Source organism: Streptomyces sp. SAS_270 (assembly GCF_052543295.1).
In genome coordinates this window covers 78,075-103,609 of record NZ_JBMNDS010000011.1, presented here as the reverse complement: position 1 = coordinate 103,609, position 25,535 = coordinate 78,075, and the positions used below count along the sequence as shown (strand labels likewise).

Genomic DNA, 25,535 nt, shown 5'->3' with positions numbered 1-25,535 from the left:
TTGTGGTCCGCGACCGGTACGATCCCGGGAAAGCCGCCGTCCCCTGTCACAGCGCGGCATCATCCGCTACGAAGGTCATCCATGCCCCACAGCCAAACCTCTGCACCTCGCGACAGCCTGGCAGGCGTACGCCTCGCGCGCGGAGCATCGCCGTGGCTTCTCCCGACCGTCGCCACCGCAGCACTCAGCCTGGTCCGCGCGCGCCGCTCCGGCGCCGCCAGGGCCGTGGCCGTACCCGCCACCGCGCTCGCTGCGGGCATGCTGTGGTTCTTCCGCGACCCCGAGCGCGAGATCACCCAGGGCCGGGTCATCTCGCCCGCTGACGGTGTGGTGCAGAGCATCATGCCGTGGAAGGACGGACGCACCCGCGTCGCGATCTTCATGAGCCCGCTCAACGTCCACGTCAACCGCGCGCCGCTGTCCGGCACGGTGACGTCGGTCGAGCACATCCCGGGCGGGTTCGTTCCGGCGTTCAACAAGGAGAGCGAGAACAACGAGCGCGTTGTCTGGCACTTCGACACCGAACTCGGCGACATCGAGATGATCCAGATCGCCGGCGCGGTCGCCCGTCGTATCGTGCCGTATCTCCCGCAGGGCACGAAGGTCGAGCAGGGCGACCGGATCGGCCTGATCCGCTTCGGCTCGCGTGTCGACATCTACCTCCCCGAGGGTGTCGAGGTCGATGTGGAGGTCGGTCAGAAGACCGTGGCTGGGGTGACTCGAATTGACCGTGATTGATCCTGAGACACAGGCCGGCTGGGTGCCGGAGGCCGTCGAGGACGACGAGGACGAGATGCCCCTCTCGCTCCGTCTCTCAATAGCGGACACCCTCACCCTCGGTAACGCCACGTGCGGCTTCATGGCGGTGTACTTCACCACCACGGGGATCCTCATCCCGCACCTGACGGGCAACGACGAGTCGACGGGCATGGCCCGCCACTCGGCCGCCACGGCGGTCATCCTGATGCTGTGCGCGGCGGTCTTCGACCTCTTCGACGGTCTGGTCGCCCGCAAGCTGCGCTCCTCCCCCATGGGCGCGGAACTGGACAACCTCTCCGACCTGATCAGCTTCGGTCTGGCCCCGGCGTACTTCGTCCTGGTCTACGGCATGGTCGCGGACGACGCGCACCAGCGGGTGGCGGCGGTGGGGGCCATCGTGGTGCTGCTCGCCGTCGTGCTCAGACTCGCGAGATTCTCCTGTGTGACGGTGAAGGACGGCACGTTCCAGGGCATGCCCTCGCCGTTCGGGGCGCTGACGGTCGTGTCGATCGTGCTCCTTGAGCTGCCCTTCGTGGCGACGCTGCTGGCGATCATCGGCACGGCGTGGCTGATGGTGAGCCGGGTCGAGTACCCGAAGCCGCGGGGTCCGCTCGCAATCGCGATGGTCTCCTGGATCGTCTCCGGGATGGCTCTCCTGGCGGCCTGGGCCTTCGACGCCCCCGGCGGCGCTCTGCTGCTCCAGACGGGCTGTGCGCTCCAGCTGGTGCTCGGCGCGGTGATCCCGCTCTTCGCCACGGCACGGCGGGTGAACAACTTCCGCGACAACCGGCGTGAGGCGCGCGCGGCGCAGCTGCCGTAGCGGCGGTCGTACGACAGACGAAGGGCCCCGAACCACACGGTTCGGGGCCCTTCGTGTGTACGGGCCCTCACGCGCCCGGCGTGTATCCCTCGGCGACCGTCGACGCGGCCGCCTCGCGGACGACCTTCATGCCGCCCACGGCGCTCTTGTCGGGCTGCAGGATGATGCTCTGCTTCGACGAGGGGGCCTTCGGGTCGGTGAAGTCCTGGGTGACGCCGAAGCCCGGGTCGAAGGCGTCGAGGGTCAGCAGCGCCTTGTCGACGCCCTCGCGGGTGAGGTCCTTGCTCGCGCAGGCCTTCTTCAGGGCCTCGCCGAACGCGGAGGCCGCGGTCCAGCCGGCCACGATGCCGTTGTCGAGGGCGTCCTTCGGATAGGCCTTCCGATAGTCGGCGACCAGCTTCTTCGCCTGCGGTGTCCCGGCGCCGATCGGCAGCGAGGGCGAGGCGACGTAGTAGTTCTTCGTCAGGGCGGGGCCCGCCTGGGTGGCGAGCAGCTGCGGGGCGAAGGCCGAGTTGTTGCCGATGATCGGCACGTCGAACTTCCCGGCGGCGGCGACACCGACGAGCGAGGCAGCCTGGCGCGGGCCCGCGCTGATCACGATCGCCTTGACGCCGGCCTGTTTGAGGGCGGCGACCTGCGCGGTCATGTCGTTGTCGGTCGGCTTGATCTTCTGCTCGACGACGGTGAGCCCGGACTTCTTCGCCATGTACTTGGAGCCGGTCAGCGCGTTCTCGCCGTAGTCCCCCTCGAAGTACACATGCCCGATCCGGTCACCCTTCTTGATCCCCTTCTCCTTCATCAGGAAGTCGACGGCGTTGATCGTCTCGACGTCGTAGGTGGAGCCGATGACCCGGATGTACGGGCTGCCCAGCAGGGTGGCCGACCAGGCCTGCGGCAGCACCAGGCCCTTGTCCTGGCCGTCGATGCGCTGTTTGACGGCGGCGACGAAGGGCGAGCCGATGAACTGCGTGAAGCCCAGCACCTTCGGTGCCAGCTCCGTGTACCCGGAGACGGCCTTCTGCGGCTCGTAGCCGTGGTCGCGGACGGTCAGGGCCAGCTTGTAGCCGCAGATGCCGCCGGCGTCGTTGGTCTGCTTCACATAGAGCCGCTGGGCCTGTGTGACGCTCTTGCCGAGCGTGGCGTAGACGCCCGTCATGTCGGTGAGAACGCCGAGGTTGATCGTCTTCCCGGAGATGCCGTCCCCGGTCTTCACACCTCCGGCGGCCTTCTTGTCGCCGTTGTCGTCGTCCTTGGCCTTGGAACTGCATCCGGCCAGCACGAGCAGGGCGGCCAGCGCCCCGGCAGCCACCCTGGCCGCATACGTCGTACTCATCGTTCCTCCCTTGGTAGCGACCCTGGATCGGTCCTGACACGACGCCGGGCGGCCGCCCCGACCAGGCCGCCGGGCAGGAAGAGCACCGCCGCCACGACGGCGGCGCCGTAGAGGTACCGGGCCGCCTCGCCCGGTGCGACGCCGCCGCCCGTGCCGGGGTCGGAGACCAGCGGCAGGGCGTCGCTGTAGCGGGTCAGCAGCTGCGGCAGCAGGGAGACGAACGCGGCCCCGACCACCGCCCCGGCGACCGAGCCGAGCCCGCCGATGACGATCATGGCGAGGTATTCGAGCGAGAGCGTCACGCCGAAGTAGTCGGGCACCGTCCGCTGGAAGACCAGCGCGAGCAGGACCCCGGCGAGGCCCGCGTACATCGAGGACAGCACGAAGACGGCGGCACGGTAGCGGGCGACGGGGACGCCGATGACCCCGGCGGCGATGCGGTGGTCGCGGATCGCGTTCATGGCCCGGCCAGGTCTGCCGCGCAGCACCCCCCGGGCGAACAGCCCGCAGCCCAGGAGCAGCACCAGACCCGCGTACCAGAGCTTCTCCGCGGAGCCGAACGGCACGGCGGCGACGACGAGTTCACGGTCGTCGAAGGTGAGGCCGAAGACGCTCAGCGGCGGTACGTCGCGTCCGTTGAAGCCGCCCGTCAGCTCGCGTGCGTTGAACAGCACGTGCTGCCCGATGAAGATCAGCGCGAGGGTGGCGATGCCCAGGTAGGCGCCGCGCAGCCGCCCCGCGATGGGGCTGAACAGGCCGCCCGCCACCCCCGCGACGAGCACGGCGAGAATCATCGCGAGCCAGGTCGGCAGGCCGAGCCCGGTCAGCCCGTCGCCCCCGTCCGCGGCGAACACGCAGTAGCCGTACGCGCCCACCGCGAGGAAGAAGGCGTGGCCCATGGAGAGCTGGCCGGTCGCGCCGGTGAGCAGGTTGAGGCCGATCGCGCCGATCGCGGCGGCCATCGCGAACAGGCCCGCCTGGAGCCAGAAGCGCTCCACGTAGAACGGCAGGGCGAACAGCAGCACGGTGCCGGCGGCCCAGACGTAGGTGCGCGGGCGGACCAGGCGCAGTGGCTTCACCAGGGCTTCAGACACGGGCGAGCTCCTTGGTGCCGAACAGCCCGGCGGGGCGGACGAGCAGGATCGCGACCATGACCAGGTAAGGCGCGAGATCGCCGAGGCCGCGGCCCAGGAAGGTGAGGTCGCTCTGGTAGCCGGTCGCGAGGGACTCGGTGATCCCGACGAGCAGGCCACCGACCAGGGCGCCGGTGGTCGAGTCGAGGCCGCCGAGGATCGCGGCGGGGAACGCCTTGAGCGCGGTGAGCGCGGTGGCCCGCTCCAGGCCCGGCGTCGGGAAGACGGTGAGGAACAGTGCGGCGACGGCCGCGAGAGCGCCCGCCACCGCCCAGGCGCCCAGCGAGACCCGGCCCAGGCGTACGCCCATCAGGGCCGCGGTCTCCGGGCTCTCGGCGGCGGCGCGCATCGCCACGCCCCAGGAGGTGTAGCGGAAGGCCAGCAGGAAGGCCGTGATGAGCAGCGTCGCGGCGACGAACGCGGCGATCCGGGTGTGCGCGAGCGAGACCGGTCCGACGCTGAGCACGGCGTCGCCCCACGGGTCGCCGAGCGGCAGTACGTCCGTGCCGATACGGCGGGTCAGCTCGGTGGTGAGCAGGATGTCGACGCCGATGGTGACGATGGCGAGGACGCTGTGATCGTTGCCCCGGTAGCGGCGCATCACCAGGAACTCCACGGCGGCCCCCACCAGCGCGGCGCCCGCGATCCCGACGAGCAGCGCGGGCCAGAAGCCGAGGTCGTCGTGGAGCGACGCCGTGATGTAGCCGCCCGCGAGCAGCAGCGAGGCGTGCGCGAAGTTGACGACCTCGGTGGCCCGGAAGATCACCACGAAGCCGAGCGCGATCAGGGCGTAGACGGAGCCCAGCGAGACACCGTTGAGAAGGAGTTCGGCGAAGGTGCTCATGCCTCGGACTCCTCACCGTCGGTGTCACGCTCGCCCAGGTAGGCCCGTACGACCGCCGGGTCGTTCTGTACGTCGCCGGGTGTGCCGTCCGCGATCAGACGCCCGAAGTCGAGTACGGTCACCGCGTCCGCGAGCCGCATCACCACCCCCATGTCGTGTTCGACCAGCACGATCGAGATGCCGAGGCTGTCGCGGACGCCCGCGACGACGGCTGCGGTACGGCGCCGTTCGTCGGCGGTCATGCCCGCGACGGGTTCGTCCAGGAGCAGCAGGCGGGGCTCCATGCACAGGGCGCGGGCGAGTTCGGCGAGCTTCTGCTGCCCGTACGGCAGCGAGCCCGCCGGGCGGTCCAGGTGCTGTTCCAGTCCGACGAACGCGGCGATCTCCCGCACGCGTGCGCGGTGCCGCCGCTCCTCCCTGGCCGCCGAGGGCAGCCGCAGCCCGGCGGACAGGAAGCCGGTGCGGGTCAGCCGGTGGCGGCCGAGCAGCAGGCTGTCCTCGACCGTGGCGTGCGGCGGCAGGGCGAGGTTCTGGAAGATGCGGGCGACGCCCAGGTCGGCGATGCGGTGCGCGGGCAGCCCGGTCAGGTCGTGCGCGCCGAAGCGGACGCTGCCGGAGGAGGCGCGGACGACGCCGGACAGTACGTTGAAGCAGGTGGACTTTCCGGCGCCGTTGGGGCCGATCACGGCATGCACGGTGCCGGGGCGGACGGTGAAGCTGACAGCATCCAGGGCGGTGAGCCCGGCGAAGCGGACCGTCAACTGCCGTATCTCCAGCGGCGGGACGGCCGGTTTCCTGTCCTTGGCCATGGGGAGCTTCATCCCTTCCACCGGGAGAGCGGGGGGTGCGTGGCGCGGGCGCCGGAGGCGGTGAAGCGGACCGCCGGCTGTCCCGTCTCCGACGCAGGGACGGCAGGCTGCTCCTTGACGATCATCGAGTGCTTCACCCCTCCCACCGGGACAGCGTCGGATGCGTGGCGCGGGCGTCCGAGGCGTCGGCCGCGGCGTCCTCGTCGACCACGCCGAGGTAGCGGCGGCGCACCTCGTCGGAGGCGGCCAGCTCCCGTGCCGGGCCGGACAGGGTCACTTCGCCCACCTCCAGGACGTACGCGTGCGATGCCAGCCGCAGCGCGAGGGCGGCGTTCTGTTCGACGAGCAGGACCGAGGTGCCCTGGGCGTTGATCTCCCGTACGGTCTCCGCGATCCGCGCGGCCATCAGCGGGGCGAGCCCGAGGGAGGGCTCGTCGAGGAGCAGCAGGCGCGGGGCCGCCATCAGGGCGCGGGCGACCGCGAGCATCTGCTGTTCGCCGCCCGACAGGAGGGCGGCGCGCTGCTGGGCGCGTTCGGCGAGGACGGGGAACAGGTCGTGCACACGGCGCAGGGCGGCGGCCCGTTCCCGCCGTCCTCCCGCAGCGCCGAGCGCGCCGGCCCGCAGGTTGTCGGCGACCGTCATCCGGGCGAACACCCGCCGCCCTTCGGGCACTTGGGACACCCCGGCGGCCACCACCCGGTCCGGGGGGAGCCGGTCCAGGGGGCGGCCGTCGAGGCTCACGGTGCCGCCGGTCACCGCGCCGCCGTGGAAGGCGAGGGTGCGGGAGACCGCCCGCAGCAGCGTCGACTTTCCGGCGCCGTTGCTGCCGAGGACGGTGACCACGGCTGCCTCGGGCACCTCCAGCGTCACCCGGCGCAGGGCGCGTACGGGCCCGTATCCCACCGACAGGTCCCATACGAGCAGAGCGGAACCGCCCATGGCATCTCCCCGGGGTCGCTTGGGTGTGGCGCTCACCCCAGCACCGCCGGCGGCGCCCGTCCACGGGGTGCGGCCGAAACGTGGCGGGTGACCAGCGCGCACGGCCGCCGGTTGTGCGCGCGCACAACACCGCGTGTCAGGGGCCTGTGCGAGGCGTCTTCCCGGTGGCATCCTCCGGTCCATGGGTGGGCGCAGACCGCGGACCGGTCATGACTGGAAGCTGCTCGCCGAGTCCTGCACCGCGCTGCTGGACCGGCTGCCCGAACTGGTGGATGCCCATATGCGGCAGCTCACCGAGTACTCCCCCGTGTACGCGCGGGTCCTGCCGTACGACATGCACTGGCGGGAGTCGGAGGAGGCCATCCGGATCGGCATCGAGACGATGTCGGCGCCCCGGGACTCCCCGCGCCGCGATCTGGAGTGCGCCGAGGACGCCGGGCGGCGGCGCGCCCAGCAGGGCCTGCCGCTGGAACTCCTCGTGCACGCGTACCGCAACGCCGGCTACCTGGTGTGGGACGCGCTCCTCGAAGGCGCGGCCGGGCAGGATCCGGCGCGGCTCACCGTGCTGATGCGGTCGGCGACGATGGTGTGGTCGGCCGTGGACGCCCAGGCGGAGGCCGCCTCGGATGCCTACCGGGCCACCGAGATGGAGTTGCGGCGGCGTACCGACGAGCGGCTTCAGGCGCTGCTCGACGCCCTCCTCGAAGGACAGCAGGCGCCCGGGCTCGCCGCGCGGGCCGCGGCCGGGCTCGATCTGCCCGAGCACGGGCCGTACGCGGTCGTCGTGCTGCGCGCCGACCGCCGGGACGTCCGCGAGACCTTCCACCGGCCCGTGCAGGGCACCGGGTTCCGGTTCATCTGGCGGATGCGCACGGACTGCGAGGTGGGGGTGGTCGCGCTCGGTGACGGCGCCGGGCTGGACGCTCTCGCGGGGCTCCTCGACGCCCGGTGCGCCGGGCCCGGCGGGATCAGCCCCGTGGTCCCCGGCCTCGCCGAGCTGGGGCGGGCCCGGCGGCTCGCCGAGCTGGCGCTGCGGACGTGTCCGCCCGACGCCACCGAGGTCGTACGGCTCGATCAGCGCATGCCGACCGCGCTGGTCGTCAGCCAGCCGGAGCTGGCGGAGCGCCTGGTGGCGGGGGTCTTCGGCGCGCTGCTGGAGCTGGAGCCCGGCGACCGGGCCGTCCTGCTGGAGACCCTCGACGTCTGGCTCTCCTGCGAGGGCTCCGCCGGGCGGGCGGCGGGGCGCCTGTACTGCCACCGCAACACGGTCTTCAACCGCCTGCGGCGTCTGGAGCAGCTGACCTCGCGCTCGCTGGCGCGGCCCCGGGACCTGATCGAGATGACGTTGGCGTTGGACGCGTACCGGCTGTCGGGGGTGGGGTAGTCGCCGCCTCCGCCCCTGCCCGTCCCGTTGTCCTGGGGGCTGCGCCCCCTTTCCCCTGCGTCGCGCTTCGCGCTCGTCCTCAAACGCCGGACGGGCTGAAGATCTCCAGCGCCGTCCGGCAGGGAAAGTGGCCCCTCACGCCTCAGGTCAGGAAATCCGTCCCGACCCGTTCCGCCAGCTCCTCCAGAATCGGCCCCGCCTCGGCGATGCACCGGGCGACGTCGGGCTCGACCTCCGTCAGGGCGTACGCGCGCCGGATCCCGGCCTTGCCGAGAGCCTCGGGCGGCAGCGCGAGGCGCCCGCACACCGCCACGACGTCCTTGCCGGCCGCACGCGCCGCCGCAGCGACCCCTGCGGGCGCTTTCCCGTGGAGCGTCTGCTCGTCCAGCGACCCTTCCCCGGTGATCACCAGCGTGGCCCGCTCCAGCGCGGGAGCGAAGCCGAGGACGTCGAGCATGACCTCGATACCGGCCCGGAAACGGGCGCCCAGGACCAGGGCGCCGTAGCCGATGCCGCCCGCGGCCCCCGCACCGGGCGCCTGCGCGTACTCCGCGGCCCGGGGGCCGACGGCCTTTTCCAGGACCGTGGCGAAGTGGGCGAGGGAGGCGTCGAGGGTCGCCACGTCGTCGGGGCTCGCGCCCTTCTGCGGCCCGTACACCGCGGGGGCGCCCTTCGGGCCGGTCAGCGGGTTGTCCACGTCGCTCGCGAGCACGAGGTCGATGTCGGCGAGCCGCGCGTCGAGCCCGGACAGGTCGGCCGTCACGAGATCGCTCAGCGCGCCCCCGCCGGGAGCCACCGGCTCGCCCTCCGCGTCGAGGAAGCGGGCGCCGAGCGCGGACAGCATTCCGGCACCTGCGTCGGTGGTGGCGCTGCCGCCCACTCCGAAGACGATGGTGCGCGCACCGGCGTCCAGCGCGGCCCGCAGCAGTTCCCCTGAGCCGTACGTCGACGCCGTGAGCGGTGCGAAGACCCCGGCGGGCAGTCGCTGCAGCCCGCTGGCCTCCGCCATCTCGACGACGGCCGTGTCGCCGCGCAGCGCGTACGCGGCCGTGACCTCACCGCCGAGCGGCCCGGCGACGGACACCTCGCGCCGCTCGAACCCGGCCGCGACCGCCGCGTCGACGGTGCCGTCGCCGCCGTCGGCGACCGGCAGGGCCTCGACCTCCGCATGGGGCGCGGCCCGGCGCAGGCCCGCCGTGACCCGCTCCGCGACCTGTACGGCCGTCAGCGAGCCCTTGAACTTGTCCGCGGCGATCAGCACCCGCGCATTTCCGGTGGGTGTCCGGTTCACAGCAGCGTCCGCCACCTTGCATTCCCCTTGCTTTCGAGCCTTGCTCACGTCAAGGCAGTCGCGCCGCTGCGACCATAACCGCAGGAGGCCCACGCCGTCATGCCCCGTCCCGCGCAGCGAAACACCGCGCGGGCTCGCCCGGAATTCGGTAAACCGGAACCATGACCCCTGTGGGCACTGAGCTCGGCGACCGCGTTCTCGGGGGCTGGCTGGGCCGGATCGCGGGCAACATGCTCGGCAAACCGGTCGAGCAGGGCGACCACTGGACGCGGGAACGCATCGACCGCTATCTGCGGCAGGCCGCGGCCCTGCCCCTTGTCGACTACCTGCCCGAGCCGCTCACCGAGAGCGACGGCTTCGAGCTGCGCCCCGAATGGCGGCAATGCGTGCGCGGCCGTATCCACGGCAGCTGCCGTGACGACGACGTGGACTACGCGATCCTCGGCCTCGACCTCCTGGAAAGGCACGGTTTCGGCTTCAGCACGGAACAGGTCGGCGATCTGTGGCTGCTGCGGCTGCCGTACCTGCAGACGTTCACGGCGGAACGGGCCGCCTACCGCAATCTCGCCAACGGCCTGAAACCGCCTCTCACCGCGACCTACGACAACCCCTACCAGGAGTGGATCGGCGCCCTGATCCGCGCCGACGTCTACGGCTGGACCTGCCCGGGAGCACCCCGCCGCGCGGCCTCGCTCGCCCGACGCGACGCGGTGCTCTCGCACACCGGCAACGGCGTGTACGGCGCGATGTGGGCGGCGGCGCTGATCTCGGCGGCGTTCACGGCGGACACCGTGCGTGACGCCCTGGACACGTCGCTGACCGTCATTCCCGCGAGCAGCCGCCTCGCCCGCACCGTGCGGCGTGTGCTCACGCTTCACGAGACCCGGATGGCCTGGGAGGACACGCTCACCACGGTGGGCGAGGAGACCGCCGGGCTCGGCTGGATCCACACGATCCCGAACGCCGCGGTCCTCACGGCCGGGCTGCTGTACGGCGACGGCGACTTCACCCGGACCATCACGCTGACCGTCCGCGGCGGCCTGGACACCGACTCGAACGGCGCGACCGCCGGGTCGGTGGCGGGCGTGCTGTGCGGGGCCGACGCGATCCCCGCCCAGTGGAAGGACCCGCTGGAGGACATGGTCCGCAGCGCGGTCTTCGGCTTCGACGGCGTACGCATCAGCGAGCTGGCGGCCCGCACGGTGGCTCTCGCGGAGACGGAGGCGGCGGCCTGACGGCAGCCGGTCGCCGAACTCCTCGACAGCAGCGCCCACTTCGCCGAGTCCGGCAGTGAGCGGGAGAGGCGCCCGCGCGAGCTGGTTACGCTGCACGAATGACCACCCAAGACTACGCCACGTACATCGCGGGCCTCCCCCGCGTCCTGGTGGGCGCCGCCGCGCTCTTCCGTGCCGCGGACGACCGTGTGCTGCTCGTCGAGCCCAACTACCGGGAGGGCTGGGCCCTTCCGGGCGGCACCGTCGAGTCGGACGACGGGGAGACCCCGCGGCAGGGGGCACGGCGCGAGACAGTCGAGGAGATCGGGCTCGACGTGGAGCCGGGACGGCTGCTCGCGGTCGACTGGGTGCCCGGGACGACACGCCCGCCGCTGGTCGCCTACCTCTACGACGGCGGAGTCCTCGCGGACAGCGACTTCGAGTCCATCCGCCTGCAGGAGGAGGAACTGCTCTCCTGGCGCCTCGTGGCACGCGAGGAGCTCACCCGGTACCTGCCGGACGCGCTCTGTCGCCGGGTGCTCGCCGCCCTGGACGTACTGGCGGACGGGTCGGGGACGGCGGAGCTGGAGAACGGCCACCGGGTGGGCGCCGTAGGGGCGTAGCGGCCCGGCTGCCTTCGGGTCCGCGGGCCTATTTCGTCAACTCTCCTACCTGTAGGGCTCATTGATCGGCACAATGCTTGCTGTGCCGCACTACGACTACATGGAGTTCGCGCTCGACGACGGAGCGCAGGTCCGTCTCGAACTGGCCGCAGCGGGCGAGGCCCCGGCGGGTGATGCCGATCTGCCCGGCGGCATCGCCGGTGTCACGCCCGTCGGACGCGGCGCGCGCGTCGGGGCGCTCGCGACGGACGCCCTGCGCGCCGTACTGAGTCCGCTGGGCCCCGTACTTCAGCAGGTGCACGACTCGGTGTCCGGCATCGCCGATCCGCCGCACGAGCTGTCGGTCGCCTTCGGCATACAGATCGGCCAGGACCTGAAGATCGGCATCGTGGGCGCCAACGGACAGGCCAGCATGACCATTTCGGCGACCTGGCAGCTGCCGCCCCGGGACGGGGAGTGACCTGGTTCGCGGCGCCCCGGGGCGACCGGTCGGCGGACGCGCGCGGCGCTCTCGTCCGCATCCTGTCCGCCAACCGCAGCAGCACGGCGGGCGCGGGCGTCTATCTCTCCGGGCGCCGGCTGCTGACCTGCGCGCATGTCGTCAACACGGTGCTCGGGCGGCGGAGCCTGAACCCGCAGGACCCGGGAGGGATCACGCTCGACGTGTCCTTCCCCGTGCTCTCCGCCGGCGACGTCCGCAGCGCGCGCCTGGTGTCGTGGATACCGCCCCGCTCCCACCAGTACGGGCCGGTCGACGACGGCGCCCTGAGGTGGGAGGGCGACCTGGCCGTCCTGGAACTCGACGAGGAACCGCCGCCGCCCGTGGGCTCGGTGCGCTGGCTGGAGATGGCGCGGGGGCAGGAGGTCAGGGCGTGGTACGGGGCCGGGCAGCCGTTCTCGTACGCCGATGTGCGCGTGGCCGTGTACGACGACGGCGTCGGCTATCTCGACGGGCAGCTGTCCGGGGCGGCCGTCGACGACGGGTACAGCGGCGGCCCCCTGTGGTCGATGGGCGACGGCGCCGCCGTGGGGCTGGTCATGGGCCGGATCACCGCTCCCGACAACGGGTTCTCGACCCAGCACACGGTGCGGCGCAGCTGGGGGCTCGGCTGGCAGTCGGTGCTGGTGGAGCTGCGGAGGGCCGAGGCGGTGCCGGAACCGCACCTGGCCGGGCTGTGGGCGGGGCGGTCGGCGGTGTTCGCCGAGGACGAGTCGGTGCGCGACATGATGGTGGGGCCGCTGCACACGCTGCTCGGCGATCCCGTGGCACGCGCCGCGCACGCCGGCGAACTCGCCGAGCAGCTCGGCCTGTCGGCGCCCTCCGACGGCACGGCGCCGTCCGTGGAGAAACTGGCGCACCTGCTGTGCGGCACGGAGCGGGCACTGCCGACCCTTGCCGAGTCGCTGGCGCCCAAGGTGGTCGACGACCCGCGCGGGCGGGCCGAGCTCGACCGGCTGCTGGCCCTGGGCCGCCTCACCGGCGCGGCCCGGCTGCTCTCCATCGCCGAACACCGCATGCTCATCGGCAAGTTGGAGCATCTCACCCAGGCCGATCCGGGACTGCTGCACCGGGCGGCGACCGCGGCCCTTCCCTATCTCGAACTCCCCCGGTCACTGCAGGCGGCCCGGCTCACCCCGGCCGAAGTACCGGATGTCCTGGGCGAGTTGGAGACCTGGTACGGCGACGGCTCGCCCGTGCCCGATGAGACGCCCCGGCTGCCGGCCCTGCTGCGCGTCGTCGAGTACCTGGCGGCGGCCACCGAAGGCATGGTCGGCCAGGTCCTGCGCGAATGGAGCAACCGGGTCGCCGCGCGGCTCGGCATCCACCCCTCCGCGCTTCGCGAGCGCCGCGCCGACGCCGAGCGCTGGTCGCGGCAGGCCGCCCCGGCCGGGGCCCGGATCCTGGTGGAGCTCGACCGCTACGCCCAGGATCCCGCGCACCACTACCGCTGCTCGGTGTGGCGGCTGCGCCCCGACGGCAGCGCCGCACGCACCGTCGACGGACCCGACCGGCCCCGTACCGGACCGGAGATCGCCCGGCTGATCAGGGAGGTCGCGGGAGGCGCGAAGGACACGGGTGACGGTGTCGCGCTGGTCGCCGTGTCGGTGCCGCCGGAGGCGCTGGACCTGCCGGTCGACGAGTGGGACGGGGCCGGGGCCGGCGAGTACATGCCCGCGCCGCTCGGCGAGGACTTCCACCTGGTCCTGCGCTGCCCCCGGCTGCGGCGCCGCTCCCCCACCGGGGCCGCCGATCTCGAACGGCGATGGAACGCCCGGCAGCAGAGCGGCTCGCTGCTCGCCGACCACCGCACGGGCGACCGGACACTGGCCGGGCTGCTGAAGACAACCCATCGGGACACCGCGCGCGTCCTTGTGGACGGGAACGCCCAGCACCGCGGCAAGTTGGTCCTCGTCTGTCTGGCCATGGGCGTGCCCATCGTGCTGTGGAACCGCGCCGGCCTCGGCCCTGGCGAGGGACCCCCGCTCGATGCCATCGTGCCCGAGGGGCCGGTGGACGCGCTTCCGGAGCGGGTGCGGTACGTCAGGGTCCGCGTCTTCGCGGACAACGAGGTGGCCGCCCGCCCCGCCCTGGTGTGGGACGACGCCGAACTGCCGCTGCCGGACGAACTACAGCTCGCCGACCCCTCGGAAGGAACGGAGCACGCGATATGACGCAGACCGACGGGTGGCGGCTGTTCCGCGGCGACCGCGTGGCCCGGCAGCCGGAGTTCCCCGAGGCACCGCCCTGGCGGCAGTTCACCGACCGGCCGGGCGGCCGCCCCCGGCACCGCCCCTATCTCATCGGCCGCGCGGAGGCCGACGTGGTGAGCGCCGCGCTGCATCTGCGCCGCCCGCTGCTGGTGACCGGGCACCCCGGCACCGGCAAGTCCTCGCTGGCGCACGCCATCGCCCACGAACTGTCCCTGGGGCCGGTGCTGCAATGGGCCGTCAACAGCCGTTCGGTCCTCAAGGACGCCCTGTACGGGTACGACGCCATCGGCCGGCTCCGCGAGACGCACCTGCGCCGGGAACGGGGCGCGGACGAACCCGAGATCGGCACGTTCGTCCGGCTGGGACCGCTGGGCACGGCCCTGGTGCCGCGCGACCGGCCGCGCGTCCTGCTGGTGGACGAGCTGGACAAGGGCGATGTGGATCTGCCCAACGACCTGTTGACCGTCTTCGAGGAGGGCGAGTTCGAGATACCGGAGCTGTCCCGGCTGCCGGAGGAGCAGGCCGAGGTGCCGGTCCTCACCCACGGGGCGCACGGTGAGCGGGTCACGGTCACCCGCGGTCTGGTCCGCTGCCGGGAGTTCCCCGTCGTGGTGATCACGAGCAACGGTGAACGGGACTTCCCGCCCGCGTTCATGCGCCGCTGTGTTCGCCTGGACCTGCCCGACCCGGACGAGGCCCGGCTGCGGGACATCGTGGCCGCCCATCTGGGCGAGGACACGCTGAGCGACGTGGAGGACCTCCTCCATGCCTTCCTCAACCGCCGGGCACCGGGCGAACTCGCCACCGACCAGTTGCTGAACGCCGTGTTCCTGCGCAAGGGCGGGGTCGATCTGGACGCCGAGGGGCTGCTCGACGCCGTACTGCACCGGCTCGGCGGGATGGTCTAGATGCCGCCCGACGGCACGGGCCCCAGGGCTCCGGACGACCCCTTCGACGGCGTCGAGCCACCGCCGGCGCTGAGCAGCATCGCCCGCCTCACCGGGCAGGAGCTGTCCATCCACGAGCTGCTGGACGCCGTATGGCTGGCGGCGCGACTTCCGGCGGACAGCGGCGCCCCGCTCGTGTCGGCGCTGCCGCGGCTCTCCGCCCACCGCCCGGGGCCCGACGCGAGCGAGGACACGCCGGCGCCCGGCACCCGCCCTCCGGGGGCCGCCGCGTCGGAGCCGAGCGCCGAGACCCCGGCGCAACCGCCGGCGCCGGCGCAGCTCCTGGGCGCTCTGCACGCGGCCGCCGCCACGCGCAGTGCACCCGAGTTCGCGGCGCTCGGCGAGGACGACGGCCACGGCGGCGCACGCGACGGCGCGATGCCGGTGCGGGTGCCGGAGGAGAAGGCGCTCGGCGAGGACGAGCTCCGCTTCGGGCGTGCCCTGCGGCTGCTCAAGCAGCCCCAACCCAATCTGTTGAAGCGGGAGTTCGACGAGGAGGCCACGGCCGCCGCGATCGCCGAGACGGGGCTGCCGGACGTGGTGACGCGGCCCGCGCGGCAGCGCTGGCTCGATCTGGTCCTGCTGATCGACGACGGCATATCGATGCTGCTGTGGCGGCGGCTCGCGGCGGAACTGCGGGCGCTGCTGGAGCGGCTCGGCGCGTTCCGCGACATCCGGGTGCACGGCCTCGACACACGCATGCACCACGCGGACCCCGACGAGGCGCCGGTGCCGCTGCTGCGGGCCCGCCCCTTCGACCCGGGCGCCCCGCTGCTGTCCCCCGCCTCGGTCGTCGATCCCTCGGGCGGCACGCTGGTGCTGGTGATCAGCGACGGCGTCGGTCCCTGCTGGCGCGACGGGCGGATGCGGACCGTCCTGGAACGCTGGGCGCGCCAGGGCCCGACGGCGATCATGCACACCCTGCCCGCCCACCTGTGGGACGGCTCGGGCATCCGCTCGGAGCCATGGCTGGTGACGACCCGGCGGCGCGGCGCGGCCAACGAGAGCTGGGAGGTGACCGATCCGCTGCTGCCGCCCGACCTCGGCGAGAAGTTCCCGGGCGTCCCGGTCCCGGTTCTCGAACCGTATCCGCCGGCCGTCGCGGCCTGGGCCCGCCTCGTGGCGTCGCCCGGCGCCAGTGCGCAACTGCCGCTGCTGGCACCGCCGGAGGCGCGGGCTCCCCGTGGCGGGGCCGACACCCGCGGAGCCGACGCGGCGAAGGCCGTCCTGCGGTTCCGCAACGCCGCCTCGCCGCAGGCCTACCGGCTGGCCGCCCATCTGGCCGCGGTGTCCCCGTTGACGGTTCCGGTGATGCGTCTCGTCCAGGCGGCCGTGCCCTGGCGTGCCGAGACCGCGCATCTCGCGGAGGTGTTCCTGGGCGGTCTGATGCGCCGGACCGAGCCCGACGACGAGCTGCTCCCCGTCCAGCACCGGCGTTTCGGATTCCCCAGGGACGCCCAGGAGATCCTGCTCGACACGGCGTCCCCGATCGACCTGCTGCGCACGACACGAGCCGTCACCGACCGTCTGCGCACCCTCGTGGGCCGCTCCCCCGACTTCCCGGCATGGCTCGCCCATCCCTCGGGGACGGGTGAACTCCTGCCCGGTACGCGGCCGTTCGCGTGGCTGGAGGACCGCCTGCTGACGCATCTGGGCGCCCGGCCCATGGCGCCGACGCCCGAGCGGGTCACCGAGTACGAGGACGTACGACTGCCGCCGGACCTGGAGGCCGCACCCTCCTGGCTGCCACTGCGTCTGCAGGACCTGCATTCCCTGGGCCCCTACACGCTGCTGCAGCGCGACGGGTCCGGCGGCAAGCCCACGGCGTACATCGGCGAGGACGAGGAGGGACAGCGCGTACTGCTGCGGGTGTCCTCCTCGTTCGCCTCACCGGTGGCGCAGGAGCTGCTCGACGTCGAGCACCGTGCGCTGCGTCGCATGGCCGGGGTGTACGCGCCCGCGGTCGTCGACGGCAACCTGGCGAGCGCCGCCACCCCTTGGCTCGCGCTGCGGCTCGACACGCTCGCCGACGGGCGGCCGGCGCCCACGCTGCGGGCGGTGCTGGAGGCGGCGGGGCCGCAGCCGGGCACCCCGCTGTTCACCTGGCTGGCCTGGAATCTGGCGCGTGCGCTGAGCCGCTGCCACCGTCTGGGCATGGTGCACGGCTCGCTGGCCCCGGGCGCGATCCTGGTGACCGAGTCGACGCTGCACGTGATCGGCTGGACGTCGGCGCGCATCGACGGCGCGTGGAGTGCGTCGACGGCGTCGGTACCGGCCAACTCCCCTTACCGGGCGCCGGAGGTGACGTACTGGGGCGAGTCGCGGATCACCGCGGGAGACGTGTACTCGCTGGGCGTCGTCCTGCTGCACGCGGTGACCGGGAGGGCGTGGTCCCCGCACGAACAGGCCGAGTTGGCGCGCAACCATCACTTCGCCCAACTCGACGAGGACCTGGCCGAGTTGCTGATGCGCTGCGTGATGCGCGAGCCGGAGGGGCGGCCCACCGCCCGTGAGGTGGCGGACGCCCTGGGGGCGCGGCTGCCGGGCGGGACGGAGTGGGAGGACGTCGAGGAGGAGGCGCCCGACCCCGCGGCGGTCGACCCGGTGGAGGCGCCCGCACCGGAGGACCACCGCGAGCAGTGGACGCGGACCATCCGGGAACCGCTGGAACGACCGCTGCGGATCACGCTCGTGGGGGTCAGGGACGGCGTCGGCTGCACCACGACCACGATGATGCTGGGTGCCGTGCTGGCCGACCAACGGCAGGAACACGTGCTCGCGATCGACGCCGACCGGCATGCGGGACGGCAGGTCCGCATCAGCGGCCGGGTGTTCCGCAACACCCTGGAGAGCATGTCGGACCTGGCCGGTTCGCTGCACGACGTGGAACGGTTCGAGGACCTGGAGCTCTTTCTGTCACCGCACCGCTCCGGGCTCATGGTGCTGGCGAACGACTCGGTACGGCGTCCCCCGGCGGCCGGTCAGTACACGGACTACGAGTTCCGCAGCGTGGCGTACACGACGCAGCGCTACTTCCACCTCACCCTGGTCGACACCGACAACCTCCATCCCGTGATCATGCAGCACACCGACCGCCTGGTCATCGTCTCGCGCGCGGACCCCGCGGGCCTGACCCAGGCCCAGCAGGCCATGGACCGCCTGGTGACGCTGGACCGGCCCGGGCTCGTCGGGGAGTCGGTGGTCGTGCTCAACCACAGCCGCCCGGCCGCGGGCTGGGCGCTCGACTCGGGCGCCCTGCTTGGCCTGAGCTCACGCTGCCGCGGCATCGTCACGGTGCCGCGGGACGGCCATCTGGCGATGGGCAGCACGGTCGAGCTGTCCTGGCTGACACCCGACGCGTACAAGGCCTACCTGCGGCTCGCCGCCCTGCTCCTCGGCCCGCGCCCCGGCTCCTCCTGAGGCCGAATTCGCTCGCGACCGGGCGTCGGGCGCCTTTACCCTCGGCACCATGAACAAGCCACTTGTCGCGATCCTCAGCGGGGCCGGGATCTCCACGGATTCCGGGATCCCGGACTATCGGGGGCCGAACGGGCTGTGGCAGCGGGATCCGGAGGCCCAGAAGCTCGTCACCTACGACTACTACATGGGGGACCCGGAGATCCGGCGGCGCTCGTGGCAGATGCGGCGCGACAACCGCACGCTCAAGGCCGAGCCGAACGCCGCGCACCGGGCGGTGGTGGAGCTGGAGCGGTCCGGGGTGCCGGTGCGGGTGATCACGCAGAACGTGGACGGGCTGCACCAGCTCGCCGGGATGCCGGCCCGCAAGGTGCTCGAACTGCACGGCAGCGCACGGAGTTTCGTGTGCACCGGGTGCCATGCGCGCGGGCCGATGGAGGACGCGCTCGCGCGGGTCGAGGCGGGCGAGGACGACCCGCCGTGTCTGGAGTGCGGCGGGATCCTGAAGTCGGCGACGGTGATGTTCGGCCAGCGGCTCGACCCGGTGGTGCTGGCCGAGGCGGTCGCGATCACCAAGGCCTGCCAGGTGTTCGTCGCCGTCGGCAGCAGCCTTCAGGTGCAGCCCGCCGCCGGGCTCGCGGGGGTCGCCGCCGACCACGGCGCGCGGCTCGTCATCGTCAACGCCGAGCCGACCCCGTACGACGACCGGGCCGACGAGGTCGTACGGGAGCCGATCGGGACGGCGCTGCCGGAGTTGCTGGGCCGCCTCTAGAGCGGGGTGGGCGGCTCGTCCGAGGAGTCAGAAGAGCGCCGTGCCGCGTTCGAGGTCCAGCAGGCGGCGCTTGCGGTCGAGGCCGCCGCCGTACCCGGTGAGGCTGCCGTCGGCGCCGACGACGCGATGGCAGGGGACGATGATGCCGATGGGGTTCTTGCCGTTGGCCAGGCCCACCGCGCGCGAGGCCTTGGGGTTGCCGAGCGCTTCCGCGAGTTCGCCGTACGAGCGGGTCTCGCCGTAGGGGATGCGGCTCAGCTGCTCCCAGACCGTGCGCTGGAAGGGTGTCCCGGCGAAGTCGAGGCGGAGCGTGAACTCCTTCAACTCGCCTGCGAAATAGGCCTGTAGCTGCTCGGCCACCTCCCCGAACGGGGTCTCGTCACGCTCGCCGAAGTTCTCCTCCGGCGGGCGGTGGCGCTGGCCGACCATGTAGAGGCCGCACAGGACCCCGTCGTCGGCGACCAGGGTGAGGGGGCCGTACGGGCTGTCGACGACCGTGTGCTGCTTCACTGGATGTCCTTACACAGGGAGGAAGTTGATGGGGTGGCTGTCCGTCGCCCACAGGTACTGCACGGCGTACGCCCGCCAGGGCGCCCAGGCCGCGGCCCGTGCGGTGAGGGCGGCCGGGGTGGAGGGCAGGCCCAACTCCTGGGCCGCGCGCCGGATTCCGAGGTCGGTGGGGAGGAAGGCGTCGGGGTCACCGAGGGCGCGCATCGCGATGACGTCCACGGTCCAGGGCCCGAAGCCGGGCAGCGCGAGGAGCCGGGTGCGGGTCTCCGCCCAGTCGCTCTCCACGCCCAAGTGGATGGTGCCGTCGGCGAGTTGGCGGACGAGCGTGGTGAAGGTGGTGCGGCGGGTGCGGGGCATCGCGAGGGACTCGGGATCGAGTGCGGCAAGGGCCTCGGCGGACGGGAAGAGGTGGGTGAGGCCGCCCTCGGGATCCTCGACGGGCTCGCCGTGGGCGAGGACCAGGCGGGCCGCGTGGGTGCGGGCGGCGGCTGTGGAGACCTGCTGGCCGAGCACCGCTCGTACGGCGAACTCCGCCTCGTCGACGGTGCGCGGCACCCGGCGCCCCGGCGCCTTGTCGACCAGCGGCGCGAGCAGCGGGTCGGTGCGCAGCTGGTCGTCGACCGCGACCGGGTCGGCGTCCAGGTCGAGCATGCGGCGGCAGCGGCTGATGGCGACGGGCAGGTCGCGCAGGTCACTGAGGGTGAGGCGGCAGGCGATGTGGTCGGCCGTGGGAGCGAGCGCGACGACCCCGTGGCCGTAGGGCAGTCGCAGGGTGCGCCGGTACGCGCCGTCGCGCCACTCCTCGACCCCCGGTACGGCGGTCGCGGCGAGGTGTCCGAAGAGGTTGTCGGGGTTGAGCGGCGCGCGGAACGGCAGCCGCAGGTTGAGGACCCCCGGCGTTCCCGAGACTCCCGGAGCGCGTGACCTGGGTACTCGGGTGCGCAGCTCGCTCGGCGCCAGGGCGAAGACCTCGCGGACGGTGTCGTTGAAGGTGCGGATGGAGGCGAACCCGGCCGCGAAGGCGATCTCCGCCATCGGGAGCGCGGTGGTCTCGATGAGCAGCCGCGCGGTCTGGGCGCGCTGGGCCCGGGCGAGTGCGAGCGGGCCCGCGCCCAGTTCGGCGAGGAGCTGCCGCTCGATCTGGCGGGTGCTGTAGCCGAGCCGGCCGGCGAGGCCGGGCACGCCCTCGCGGTCCACGATTCCGTCGCCGATGAGACGCATGGCGCGGGCGACCAGGTCGGCGCGCCGGTTCCACTCGGGCGAGCCGGGGCTGGTGTCCGGGCGGCACCGCTTGCAGGCCCGGAAGCCGGCCTGCTGGCAGGCCGCCGCGCTCGGGTAGAACGTCATGTTCTCCGGCTTCGGCGGCACCACCGGGCAGCTGGGCCGGCAGTAGATTCGGGTGGTCAGGACCGCGGTGAAGAACCACCCGTCGAAGCGCGCGTCCTTCGACTGGACGGCGCGCACACAGCGTTCGATATCGGCGTGCATCCCGTTCTGCATGTCTCAAGGATCGGGCACCGCCGGGCCAAGGGCTGGCGGAAATCCGACACGTAGGTCGCGTGGCCTGCGGCCGGCCGGTCTCCGCGTACCGGCTTCGGTCACTGACCTCGCCAGATGTTGTCGAAGGCCGCGTTCTCGATGCTTCGCCGCTGCCGCACGGCTTCCAGCTCCATCACCGCGTCGTGGACGGCGGCCAGCACGGTCACGACGGCGTCGTCGTCGGTCGGCCCCTCGAAGCCCTCGTCCGGCGCGTCGAGGATCCCCACGGCGGCTGCGAGTCCTGCGAGGACGCGCTCGCCCGACGTCCAGCGGTCGTCGGCCCGGCGGCGGGCGGGCGAGTCGACCAGCGCCGTGCGTCCGGTTCGCACGGGAATCCAGCGATGGCGTTCCCGGGCCACCTGGCCGTCCGCCTCCAGGGCGGCCTGGTACGCCGAGGACAGGCCTTTGCCGCGGCGCCACAGCCACTCCTCGGCGGACTCGTACGGCTCCTGCCGTGCGAGCGCCGACGCGGCCTCGTCCAGCAGCCGGTCGTCCGTGGCCGTCTCGGGGCCGGGCACGATCCGGTCGCCTTCCAGGGCGGCCGCCCGGGCGTCGAGGAGATCGATGAGCTCGGCTCCCGCGAGGGCGAGCGACAGCTCACCCTGCTCGACGGGGCGGCTGGACGCGACGTCCAAGGCGATGATCAACAGGTCCCGCGGTGTCGTCATGTCAGGCTCCACATCAGAGGCCGATGATGCTGATGGCGTGCGCTTCGGGGAAGTCGGGGTGGGCGGGATTGGCTGCGCCGTCGGGAAACGACCGAAGCCGGGTCGGTGTTCCCGGTCCCTGACCGGTCCGATGCCCCGGGGCAGCCGCCCTCTCGCCAACAGCATCCTGGTCGTCCCGGAACGGCCGCAGCGGAGCCCGGCCCGCTAGGGGGTGTTTTGAAAGTCCCGCACAGCACCCACGGCGCCCGGCACGCACCCTCGCCGCACCGGCCGAAACCCCAAGTACGTCCAGTACGAGGGCCTTCGTCCGGCACGCCGAGGGCACGCACCGAACACCGCGGGCACCGCACAGGACCTTCAAAACACCCCCTAGCCGGACCGCTGGGCCGTCTCCCGGGCGAAGGCCTCGTACGCCCGCTCGTCGAAGAGCACGAACCTGACCTCCTCGACATCGGTCGGCGTGGCCCGGACGGTCGCCACCGCGATCCGGGCGGCGTCGTCCATCGGCCATCCGTAGATGCCGGCGGAGACGGCCGGGAACGCGACGCTGCGCGCGCCGAGTTCGTCGGCGATCCGGAGCGATTCGCGGTAGCAGGAGGCGAGCAGGGCGGAGCGGTCCTCGCTCCGGCTGAAGACGGGTCCCACGGTGTGGATCACCCAGCGGGCGTCCATCCGACCGGCGGTCGTGGCGACCGCCTGGCCGGTGCGCAGCCCCTTGCCGTACTGCGAGGCACGAAGCTTGCGGCACTCCTCCAGGATGGCCGGGCCGCCGCGGCGGTGGATGGCTCCGTCCACGCCGCCCCCGCCGAGCAGGGAGGAGTTCGCCGCGTTGACGAGGGCGTCGACCGTCTGCCCGGTGATGTCGCCCTGGACCAGCGTGATGACGGTCATGTCTGTCGCAGCCTCCTCCAGACGGCCTTGGCCGCGTTGTGCCCCGACATACCGTGCACGCCGGGGCCCGGCGGGGTGGCCGACGAGCAGATGAAGACGGCCGGGTGCGGGGTGCCGTACGGGAACAGGGAGATCTTGGGCCGCAGCAGGAGCTGGAGCCCGGAGGCGGCGCCGGTGGCGATGTCGCCGCCCACGTAGTTGGCGTTGCGCACGGCGAGTTCGGGCGGGCCCGCGGTCGCACGGGCCAGTACGCGGTCGCGGAAGCCGGGCGCGAACCGCTCCAGCTGGCGTTCGACGGCGTCGGTGAGGTCGCCGCTCCAGCCGTTGGGGACGTGGCCGTACGTCCAGAAGACATGCTTGCCGTCGGGTGCCCGGGAGGGGTCCACGACGCTGGGCTGCACCGAGATCAGGAAGGGGACGTCGGGTGCGCGGCCCTCACGCGACGCCGCTCGCAGGGCGCGGTCGATCTCCTGGCTGCTCGCCCCGACCTGCACGGTTCCCGCGGTGCGCGCCTCGTGCGCCGTCCACGGCACGGGGCCGTCCAGCGCGTAGTCGATCTTGAAGACGGCTGCCCCGTACCGGTACCGCTCGTAGTAGCGCCCGAGGCCCGCGATCCTGGCCAGGGCCGTGGGCGAGGTGTCGAAGACGTATGCGCGGGCCGGGGGCAGGTCGTCGAGGCGCTTGACCTCGTAGTCGGTGTGGACGGTGCCGCCGAGGTCCTTCAGGTACGCGGTGAGCGCGTCGGAGATCGACTGGGAACCGCCCCGGGCGACGGGCCAGCCCCTGGCGTGCGCGGCAAGGGCGAAGACGAGGCCGACGGCGCCCGTGGCGAGGCCGTCGAGCGGGGCGATGACGTGCGCGACGAGCCCGGCGAACAGTGCCCTGGCACGGTCGTCGCGGAAGCGGCGCATCAGCCAGGTCGAGGGCGGCAGGCCGACGAGGCCGAAGCGGGCCAGGGTGACCGGGTCCCGGGGCAGCGAGGTCAGCGGCAGGGACATGAAGTCGCGTACCAGCGTGTCCCATTTGGGCAGGAAGGGCTGGACGAGCCGCCGGTACGCGCCCGCGTCGCGCGGCCCGAAGGAGGCTGCGGTCTCCGCCACCGACCGCGACAGGACCGCGGCCGTACCGTCGTCGAAGGGGTGGGCCATGGGCAGCTCGGCGTGCAGCCATTCCAGTCCGTACCGCTCCAGCGGCATCGTCTTGAAAGCGGGCGAGTTGATGCCCAGCGGATGGGCGGCGGAGCAGGGATCGTGCCGGAATCCGGGCAGCGTGAGCTCCTCGGTGCGGGCTCCTCCGCCCACGGTGTCGCGGGCCTCGAAGACGGCGACGGAGAATCCACGGCGGGCCAGCTCCACGGCAGCCGTCAGCCCGTTCGGGCCCGCTCCCACCACGACCGCATCGAGCATGGACGACACCTTCGGACTCCTTCGTCAGCCGATGGCCACTGAGGATCAGGATATGCCGGGCCACCGACATCCCAGGGGCGTGGGTAACCTACGCGCATGACGTGCCGCTTCCGCCGCCATGAGCCCGAAGAGGACACCTGGTACTGGTTCGAGACGGCCCCGGACGGACAGCCGACACGCCGGATGACCTTGCTCGGCGCCGACTCCGTTCCCGTGGTGGCCGTCGACTTCGCCGAGCTCACCCAAGTCCGCGACAGCTGTGGCCTGTTGGGCGCCCAGCTCTACGAGGTCGTGTACGGCGTGGCGGCGGAGGGGCCCGTCGAGGCACCGCCGGACGCGGAGCCCGTGACCGAGCACGAGTTCGCCGTGATGTGGGGGCGCTGCCGTTCCTACCGGCAGTGCGACGTCCGGCATTCCAGCGGTCCGATACCGGTGGGCACGCGGCTGCCCGGCACGTTCGTCGGGGCCCCGTGGCCTCCCGGCAGGACGGGTGTCTTCGTCGATCTCGGGTTGCCGCTGCCCGGTTTCGTGGATGTGGTGCACCTCTGGGAGGCAGACTGCGTGTGGCCGCCCGACGGGACCGCCGCTGATTTCGAGGTCGTCGGCATCCGTGTCAACGGGTCCCCGCAGCTCAGGCTCCGGCCGACAGCAGCTCCACCACCCGGCGAGCCGTGGCCGCGTCCCGTGCGGCCGTGAACGGCAGCGCGTTGCCGCCGGTGATACGGAACGGCTCGCCCGCGAGGGTCAGATGGGCGCCGCCCGCCTCCTCGACGAGCAGCAGACCGGCGGCGTGGTCCCAGGCCGCCTCCCAGGAGAAGGCGGTGGCGTCCAACTCGCCGCGGGCGATGGCCAGATACTCCAGGCCGGCCGAGCCGCAGGGGCGCGGGCGGATCCCGTCGGTGCGCAGGCCGAGCAGGGCGCGCTTCTGCTCGTCCGTCGTGTAGTCCGGGTGGGACGTGGCCACGTCGAGGTCACGGCCGGGCTCGGGCGAGCCGGAGCGCAGCGGCGCGCCGTTGAGAACGGCGCCCCGCCCGCGTATCGCGGTGGCGAACTCCTCGAGCGCGGGGGCGTAGGTCCACGAGGCGAGCAGGACGCCGCCGCGCGCGAGGGCGACCAGCGTGCAGAAGCCCGGGTTGCCGTGCACGAACTGGCGGGTTCCGTCGACGGGGTCGACGATCCAGACCGGGGCGTCGCCCTGGAGCGCCTCGTACGACGCCGGGTCGGCGTGCACGGCCTCCTCGCCGACGACGACAGAGCCGGGCAGCAGCTCCCGCAGCACCTCTGTGAGGTACAGCTCGGCCTTGCGGTCGGCGTCCGTGACCAGGTCGTGCGGGCCGCTCTTCTGGTCGACCTCGTGCGCGGCGAGCTGCCGGAAGCGCGGCATGATCTCGGTCGCGGCCGCCGTGCGGACCGCTTCTTCGACGTCGGCCGAGTGCTGTGCGAGAAACTCTTCGATGGTTTCCGTGTCTTCGATCATGCATCCATGAGAGCACGGCCCACTGACAATCCCCACCGGCCCGGTG

At 72.8% G+C, this 25,535-nt stretch carries 23 protein-coding genes; 11 read left to right on the top strand and 12 right to left on the bottom strand.

Translation table 11 applies throughout. The annotated features are described in order from the left end of the window. Window positions 1–81: 81 nt before the first annotated feature. Window positions 82–738: a phosphatidylserine decarboxylase gene (locus tag ACN6LB_RS10530; RefSeq protein ID WP_356137857.1), complete on the top strand. Its 657-nt coding sequence runs from the start codon at window positions 82–84 to the stop codon at window positions 736–738. Beyond that, on the top strand, window positions 725–1,579 hold the full coding sequence (gene pssA / locus ACN6LB_RS10525) for a CDP-diacylglycerol--serine O-phosphatidyltransferase (RefSeq protein WP_356137855.1): 855 nt from the start codon (window positions 725–727) through the stop codon (window positions 1,577–1,579). Before ACN6LB_RS10530 ends, pssA begins: the two co-directional genes overlap by 14 nt. Before the next feature lie 67 nt (window positions 1,580–1,646). Here pssA and ACN6LB_RS10520 read toward each other — a convergent pair whose 3' ends face one another. From ACN6LB_RS10520 to ACN6LB_RS10500, 5 genes are all read right to left on the bottom strand, one after another. Further along, on the bottom strand, window positions 1,647–2,912 hold the full coding sequence (locus ACN6LB_RS10520; RefSeq protein WP_445025574.1) for an ABC transporter substrate-binding protein: 1,266 nt from the start codon (window positions 2,910–2,912) through the stop codon (window positions 1,647–1,649). After that, window positions 2,909–4,006 (bottom strand): branched-chain amino acid ABC transporter permease, encoded by a 1,098-nt coding sequence (locus ACN6LB_RS10515; protein WP_445025573.1) that lies wholly within the window; start codon window positions 4,004–4,006, stop codon window positions 2,909–2,911. The genes ACN6LB_RS10520 and ACN6LB_RS10515 overlap by 4 nt, the downstream gene beginning before the upstream one ends. After that, the gene (locus ACN6LB_RS10510) at window positions 3,999–4,889 is read right to left on the bottom strand and encodes a branched-chain amino acid ABC transporter permease (protein WP_445025572.1); all 891 of its coding nucleotides are present in this window, start codon (window positions 4,887–4,889) and stop codon (window positions 3,999–4,001) included. The genes ACN6LB_RS10515 and ACN6LB_RS10510 overlap by 8 nt, the downstream gene beginning before the upstream one ends. Further along, window positions 4,886–5,698, bottom strand: a complete 813-nt coding sequence (locus tag ACN6LB_RS10505; RefSeq protein WP_445025571.1) for an ABC transporter ATP-binding protein — start codon at window positions 5,696–5,698, stop codon at window positions 4,886–4,888. Before ACN6LB_RS10505 ends, ACN6LB_RS10510 begins: the two co-directional genes overlap by 4 nt. A 133-nt stretch (window positions 5,699–5,831) precedes the next feature. Then, window positions 5,832–6,638, bottom strand: coding sequence for an ABC transporter ATP-binding protein (locus ACN6LB_RS10500; protein ID WP_445025570.1), 807 nt, complete (start codon window positions 6,636–6,638; stop codon window positions 5,832–5,834). 181 nt (window positions 6,639–6,819) lie between these two features. Between ACN6LB_RS10500 and ACN6LB_RS10495 the strand changes: the two genes are divergently transcribed. Beyond that, the gene (locus ACN6LB_RS10495; RefSeq protein ID WP_356137843.1) at window positions 6,820–8,022 is read left to right on the top strand and encodes a PucR family transcriptional regulator; all 1,203 of its coding nucleotides are present in this window, start codon (window positions 6,820–6,822) and stop codon (window positions 8,020–8,022) included. A 142-nt stretch (window positions 8,023–8,164) separates the two neighbouring features. Here the strand turns inward: ACN6LB_RS10495 and ACN6LB_RS10490 are convergent, their stop codons facing one another. Then, window positions 8,165–9,328 (bottom strand): glycerate kinase, encoded by a 1,164-nt coding sequence (locus ACN6LB_RS10490; RefSeq protein ID WP_445025569.1) that lies wholly within the window; start codon window positions 9,326–9,328, stop codon window positions 8,165–8,167. A 146-nt stretch (window positions 9,329–9,474) separates the two neighbouring features. Between ACN6LB_RS10490 and ACN6LB_RS10485 the strand changes: the two genes are divergently transcribed. The 7 genes from ACN6LB_RS10485 (at window position 9,475) to ACN6LB_RS10455 (ending at window position 18,998) form a co-directional block, all read left to right on the top strand. After that, window positions 9,475–10,548 carry an ADP-ribosylglycohydrolase family protein gene (locus tag ACN6LB_RS10485; RefSeq protein ID WP_445025568.1) on the top strand — a complete coding sequence of 358 codons (1,074 nt, stop codon included), beginning with the start codon at window positions 9,475–9,477 and terminating at the stop codon, window positions 10,546–10,548. Between the two features lie 98 nt (window positions 10,549–10,646). Continuing rightward, a complete protein-coding gene (locus tag ACN6LB_RS10480) occupies window positions 10,647–11,150 on the top strand; it encodes an NUDIX domain-containing protein (protein WP_445025567.1) in 504 nt (167 codons plus the stop codon). Window positions 11,151–11,232: 82 nt separating this feature from the next. Next, window positions 11,233–11,610 (top strand): CU044_2847 family protein, encoded by a 378-nt coding sequence (locus ACN6LB_RS10475; RefSeq protein WP_356137835.1) that lies wholly within the window; start codon window positions 11,233–11,235, stop codon window positions 11,608–11,610. Further along, window positions 11,607–13,823: a VMAP-C domain-containing protein gene (locus ACN6LB_RS10470; protein ID WP_445025566.1), complete on the top strand. Its 2,217-nt coding sequence runs from the start codon at window positions 11,607–11,609 to the stop codon at window positions 13,821–13,823. The genes ACN6LB_RS10475 and ACN6LB_RS10470 overlap by 4 nt, the downstream gene beginning before the upstream one ends. Further along, window positions 13,820–14,770 carry an AAA family ATPase gene (locus ACN6LB_RS10465; protein WP_445025565.1) on the top strand — a complete coding sequence of 317 codons (951 nt, stop codon included), beginning with the start codon at window positions 13,820–13,822 and terminating at the stop codon, window positions 14,768–14,770. Before ACN6LB_RS10470 ends, ACN6LB_RS10465 begins: the two co-directional genes overlap by 4 nt. Continuing rightward, window positions 14,771–18,229 (top strand): SAV_2336 N-terminal domain-related protein, encoded by a 3,459-nt coding sequence (locus tag ACN6LB_RS10460; RefSeq protein WP_445025564.1) that lies wholly within the window; start codon window positions 14,771–14,773, stop codon window positions 18,227–18,229. A 49-nt stretch (window positions 18,230–18,278) separates the two neighbouring features. After that, window positions 18,279–18,998 (top strand): SIR2 family NAD-dependent protein deacylase, encoded by a 720-nt coding sequence (locus ACN6LB_RS10455; RefSeq protein ID WP_445025563.1) that lies wholly within the window; start codon window positions 18,279–18,281, stop codon window positions 18,996–18,998. A gap of 27 nt (window positions 18,999–19,025) precedes the next feature. Here the strand turns inward: ACN6LB_RS10455 and ACN6LB_RS10450 are convergent, their stop codons facing one another. From ACN6LB_RS10450 to ACN6LB_RS10430, 5 genes are all read right to left on the bottom strand, one after another. After that, a complete protein-coding gene (locus ACN6LB_RS10450) occupies window positions 19,026–19,508 on the bottom strand; it encodes a methylated-DNA--[protein]-cysteine S-methyltransferase (protein WP_356137826.1) in 483 nt (160 codons plus the stop codon). A gap of 9 nt (window positions 19,509–19,517) precedes the next feature. Beyond that, a complete protein-coding gene (locus ACN6LB_RS10445) occupies window positions 19,518–21,008 on the bottom strand; it encodes an AlkA N-terminal domain-containing protein (protein ID WP_445025562.1) in 1,491 nt (496 codons plus the stop codon). A 98-nt stretch (window positions 21,009–21,106) separates the two neighbouring features. Continuing rightward, window positions 21,107–21,715, bottom strand: a complete 609-nt coding sequence (locus tag ACN6LB_RS10440) for a GOLPH3/VPS74 family protein (protein WP_445025561.1) — start codon at window positions 21,713–21,715, stop codon at window positions 21,107–21,109. Window positions 21,716–22,084: 369 nt separating this feature from the next. After that, window positions 22,085–22,606 carry an O-acetyl-ADP-ribose deacetylase gene (locus ACN6LB_RS10435; RefSeq protein ID WP_445025560.1) on the bottom strand — a complete coding sequence of 174 codons (522 nt, stop codon included), beginning with the start codon at window positions 22,604–22,606 and terminating at the stop codon, window positions 22,085–22,087. Continuing rightward, window positions 22,603–24,012 carry a phytoene desaturase family protein gene (locus tag ACN6LB_RS10430; RefSeq protein ID WP_356137818.1) on the bottom strand — a complete coding sequence of 470 codons (1,410 nt, stop codon included), beginning with the start codon at window positions 24,010–24,012 and terminating at the stop codon, window positions 22,603–22,605. Before ACN6LB_RS10430 ends, ACN6LB_RS10435 begins: the two co-directional genes overlap by 4 nt. A 96-nt stretch (window positions 24,013–24,108) precedes the next feature. On the opposite strand from ACN6LB_RS10430, the gene ACN6LB_RS10425 reads away from it, so the two are divergent. Continuing rightward, the gene (locus tag ACN6LB_RS10425) at window positions 24,109–24,708 is read left to right on the top strand and encodes a hypothetical protein (protein ID WP_445025559.1); all 600 of its coding nucleotides are present in this window, start codon (window positions 24,109–24,111) and stop codon (window positions 24,706–24,708) included. Here the strand turns inward: ACN6LB_RS10425 and ACN6LB_RS10420 are convergent. Next, the gene (locus ACN6LB_RS10420; RefSeq protein WP_445025558.1) at window positions 24,644–25,489 is read right to left on the bottom strand and encodes an inositol monophosphatase family protein; all 846 of its coding nucleotides are present in this window, start codon (window positions 25,487–25,489) and stop codon (window positions 24,644–24,646) included. The genes ACN6LB_RS10425 and ACN6LB_RS10420 overlap by 65 nt on opposite strands. Window positions 25,490–25,535: the final 46 nt, after the last annotated feature.

Excerpts from the sequence above, each read along its gene's own strand:
- ACN6LB_RS10530 (WP_356137857.1), top strand. The coding sequence starts at position 82 with ATGCCCCACAGCCAAACCTCTGCACCTCGCGACAGCCTGGCAGGCGTA.
- ACN6LB_RS10520 (WP_445025574.1), bottom strand. The coding sequence starts at position 2,912 with ATGAGTACGACGTATGCGGCCAGGGTGGCTGCCGGGGCGCTGGCCGCC.
- ACN6LB_RS10510 (WP_445025572.1), bottom strand. The coding sequence starts at position 4,889 with ATGAGCACCTTCGCCGAACTCCTTCTCAACGGTGTCTCGCTGGGCTCC.
- ACN6LB_RS10505 (WP_445025571.1), bottom strand. The coding sequence starts at position 5,698 with ATGGCCAAGGACAGGAAACCGGCCGTCCCGCCGCTGGAGATACGGCAG.
- ACN6LB_RS10500 (WP_445025570.1), bottom strand. The coding sequence starts at position 6,638 with ATGGGCGGTTCCGCTCTGCTCGTATGGGACCTGTCGGTGGGATACGGG.
- ACN6LB_RS10495 (WP_356137843.1), top strand. The coding sequence starts at position 6,820 with ATGGGTGGGCGCAGACCGCGGACCGGTCATGACTGGAAGCTGCTCGCC.
- ACN6LB_RS10485 (WP_445025568.1), top strand. The coding sequence starts at position 9,475 with ATGACCCCTGTGGGCACTGAGCTCGGCGACCGCGTTCTCGGGGGCTGG.
- ACN6LB_RS10480 (WP_445025567.1), top strand. The coding sequence starts at position 10,647 with ATGACCACCCAAGACTACGCCACGTACATCGCGGGCCTCCCCCGCGTC.
- ACN6LB_RS10465 (WP_445025565.1), top strand. The coding sequence starts at position 13,820 with ATGACGCAGACCGACGGGTGGCGGCTGTTCCGCGGCGACCGCGTGGCC.
- ACN6LB_RS10460 (WP_445025564.1), top strand. The coding sequence starts at position 14,771 with ATGCCGCCCGACGGCACGGGCCCCAGGGCTCCGGACGACCCCTTCGAC.
- ACN6LB_RS10455 (WP_445025563.1), top strand. The coding sequence starts at position 18,279 with ATGAACAAGCCACTTGTCGCGATCCTCAGCGGGGCCGGGATCTCCACG.
- ACN6LB_RS10445 (WP_445025562.1), bottom strand. The coding sequence starts at position 21,008 with ATGCAGAACGGGATGCACGCCGATATCGAACGCTGTGTGCGCGCCGTC.
- ACN6LB_RS10440 (WP_445025561.1), bottom strand. The coding sequence starts at position 21,715 with ATGACGACACCGCGGGACCTGTTGATCATCGCCTTGGACGTCGCGTCC.
- ACN6LB_RS10435 (WP_445025560.1), bottom strand. The coding sequence starts at position 22,606 with ATGACCGTCATCACGCTGGTCCAGGGCGACATCACCGGGCAGACGGTC.
- ACN6LB_RS10430 (WP_356137818.1), bottom strand. The coding sequence starts at position 24,012 with ATGCTCGATGCGGTCGTGGTGGGAGCGGGCCCGAACGGGCTGACGGCT.
- ACN6LB_RS10425 (WP_445025559.1), top strand. The coding sequence starts at position 24,109 with ATGACGTGCCGCTTCCGCCGCCATGAGCCCGAAGAGGACACCTGGTAC.
- ACN6LB_RS10420 (WP_445025558.1), bottom strand. The coding sequence starts at position 25,489 with ATGATCGAAGACACGGAAACCATCGAAGAGTTTCTCGCACAGCACTCG.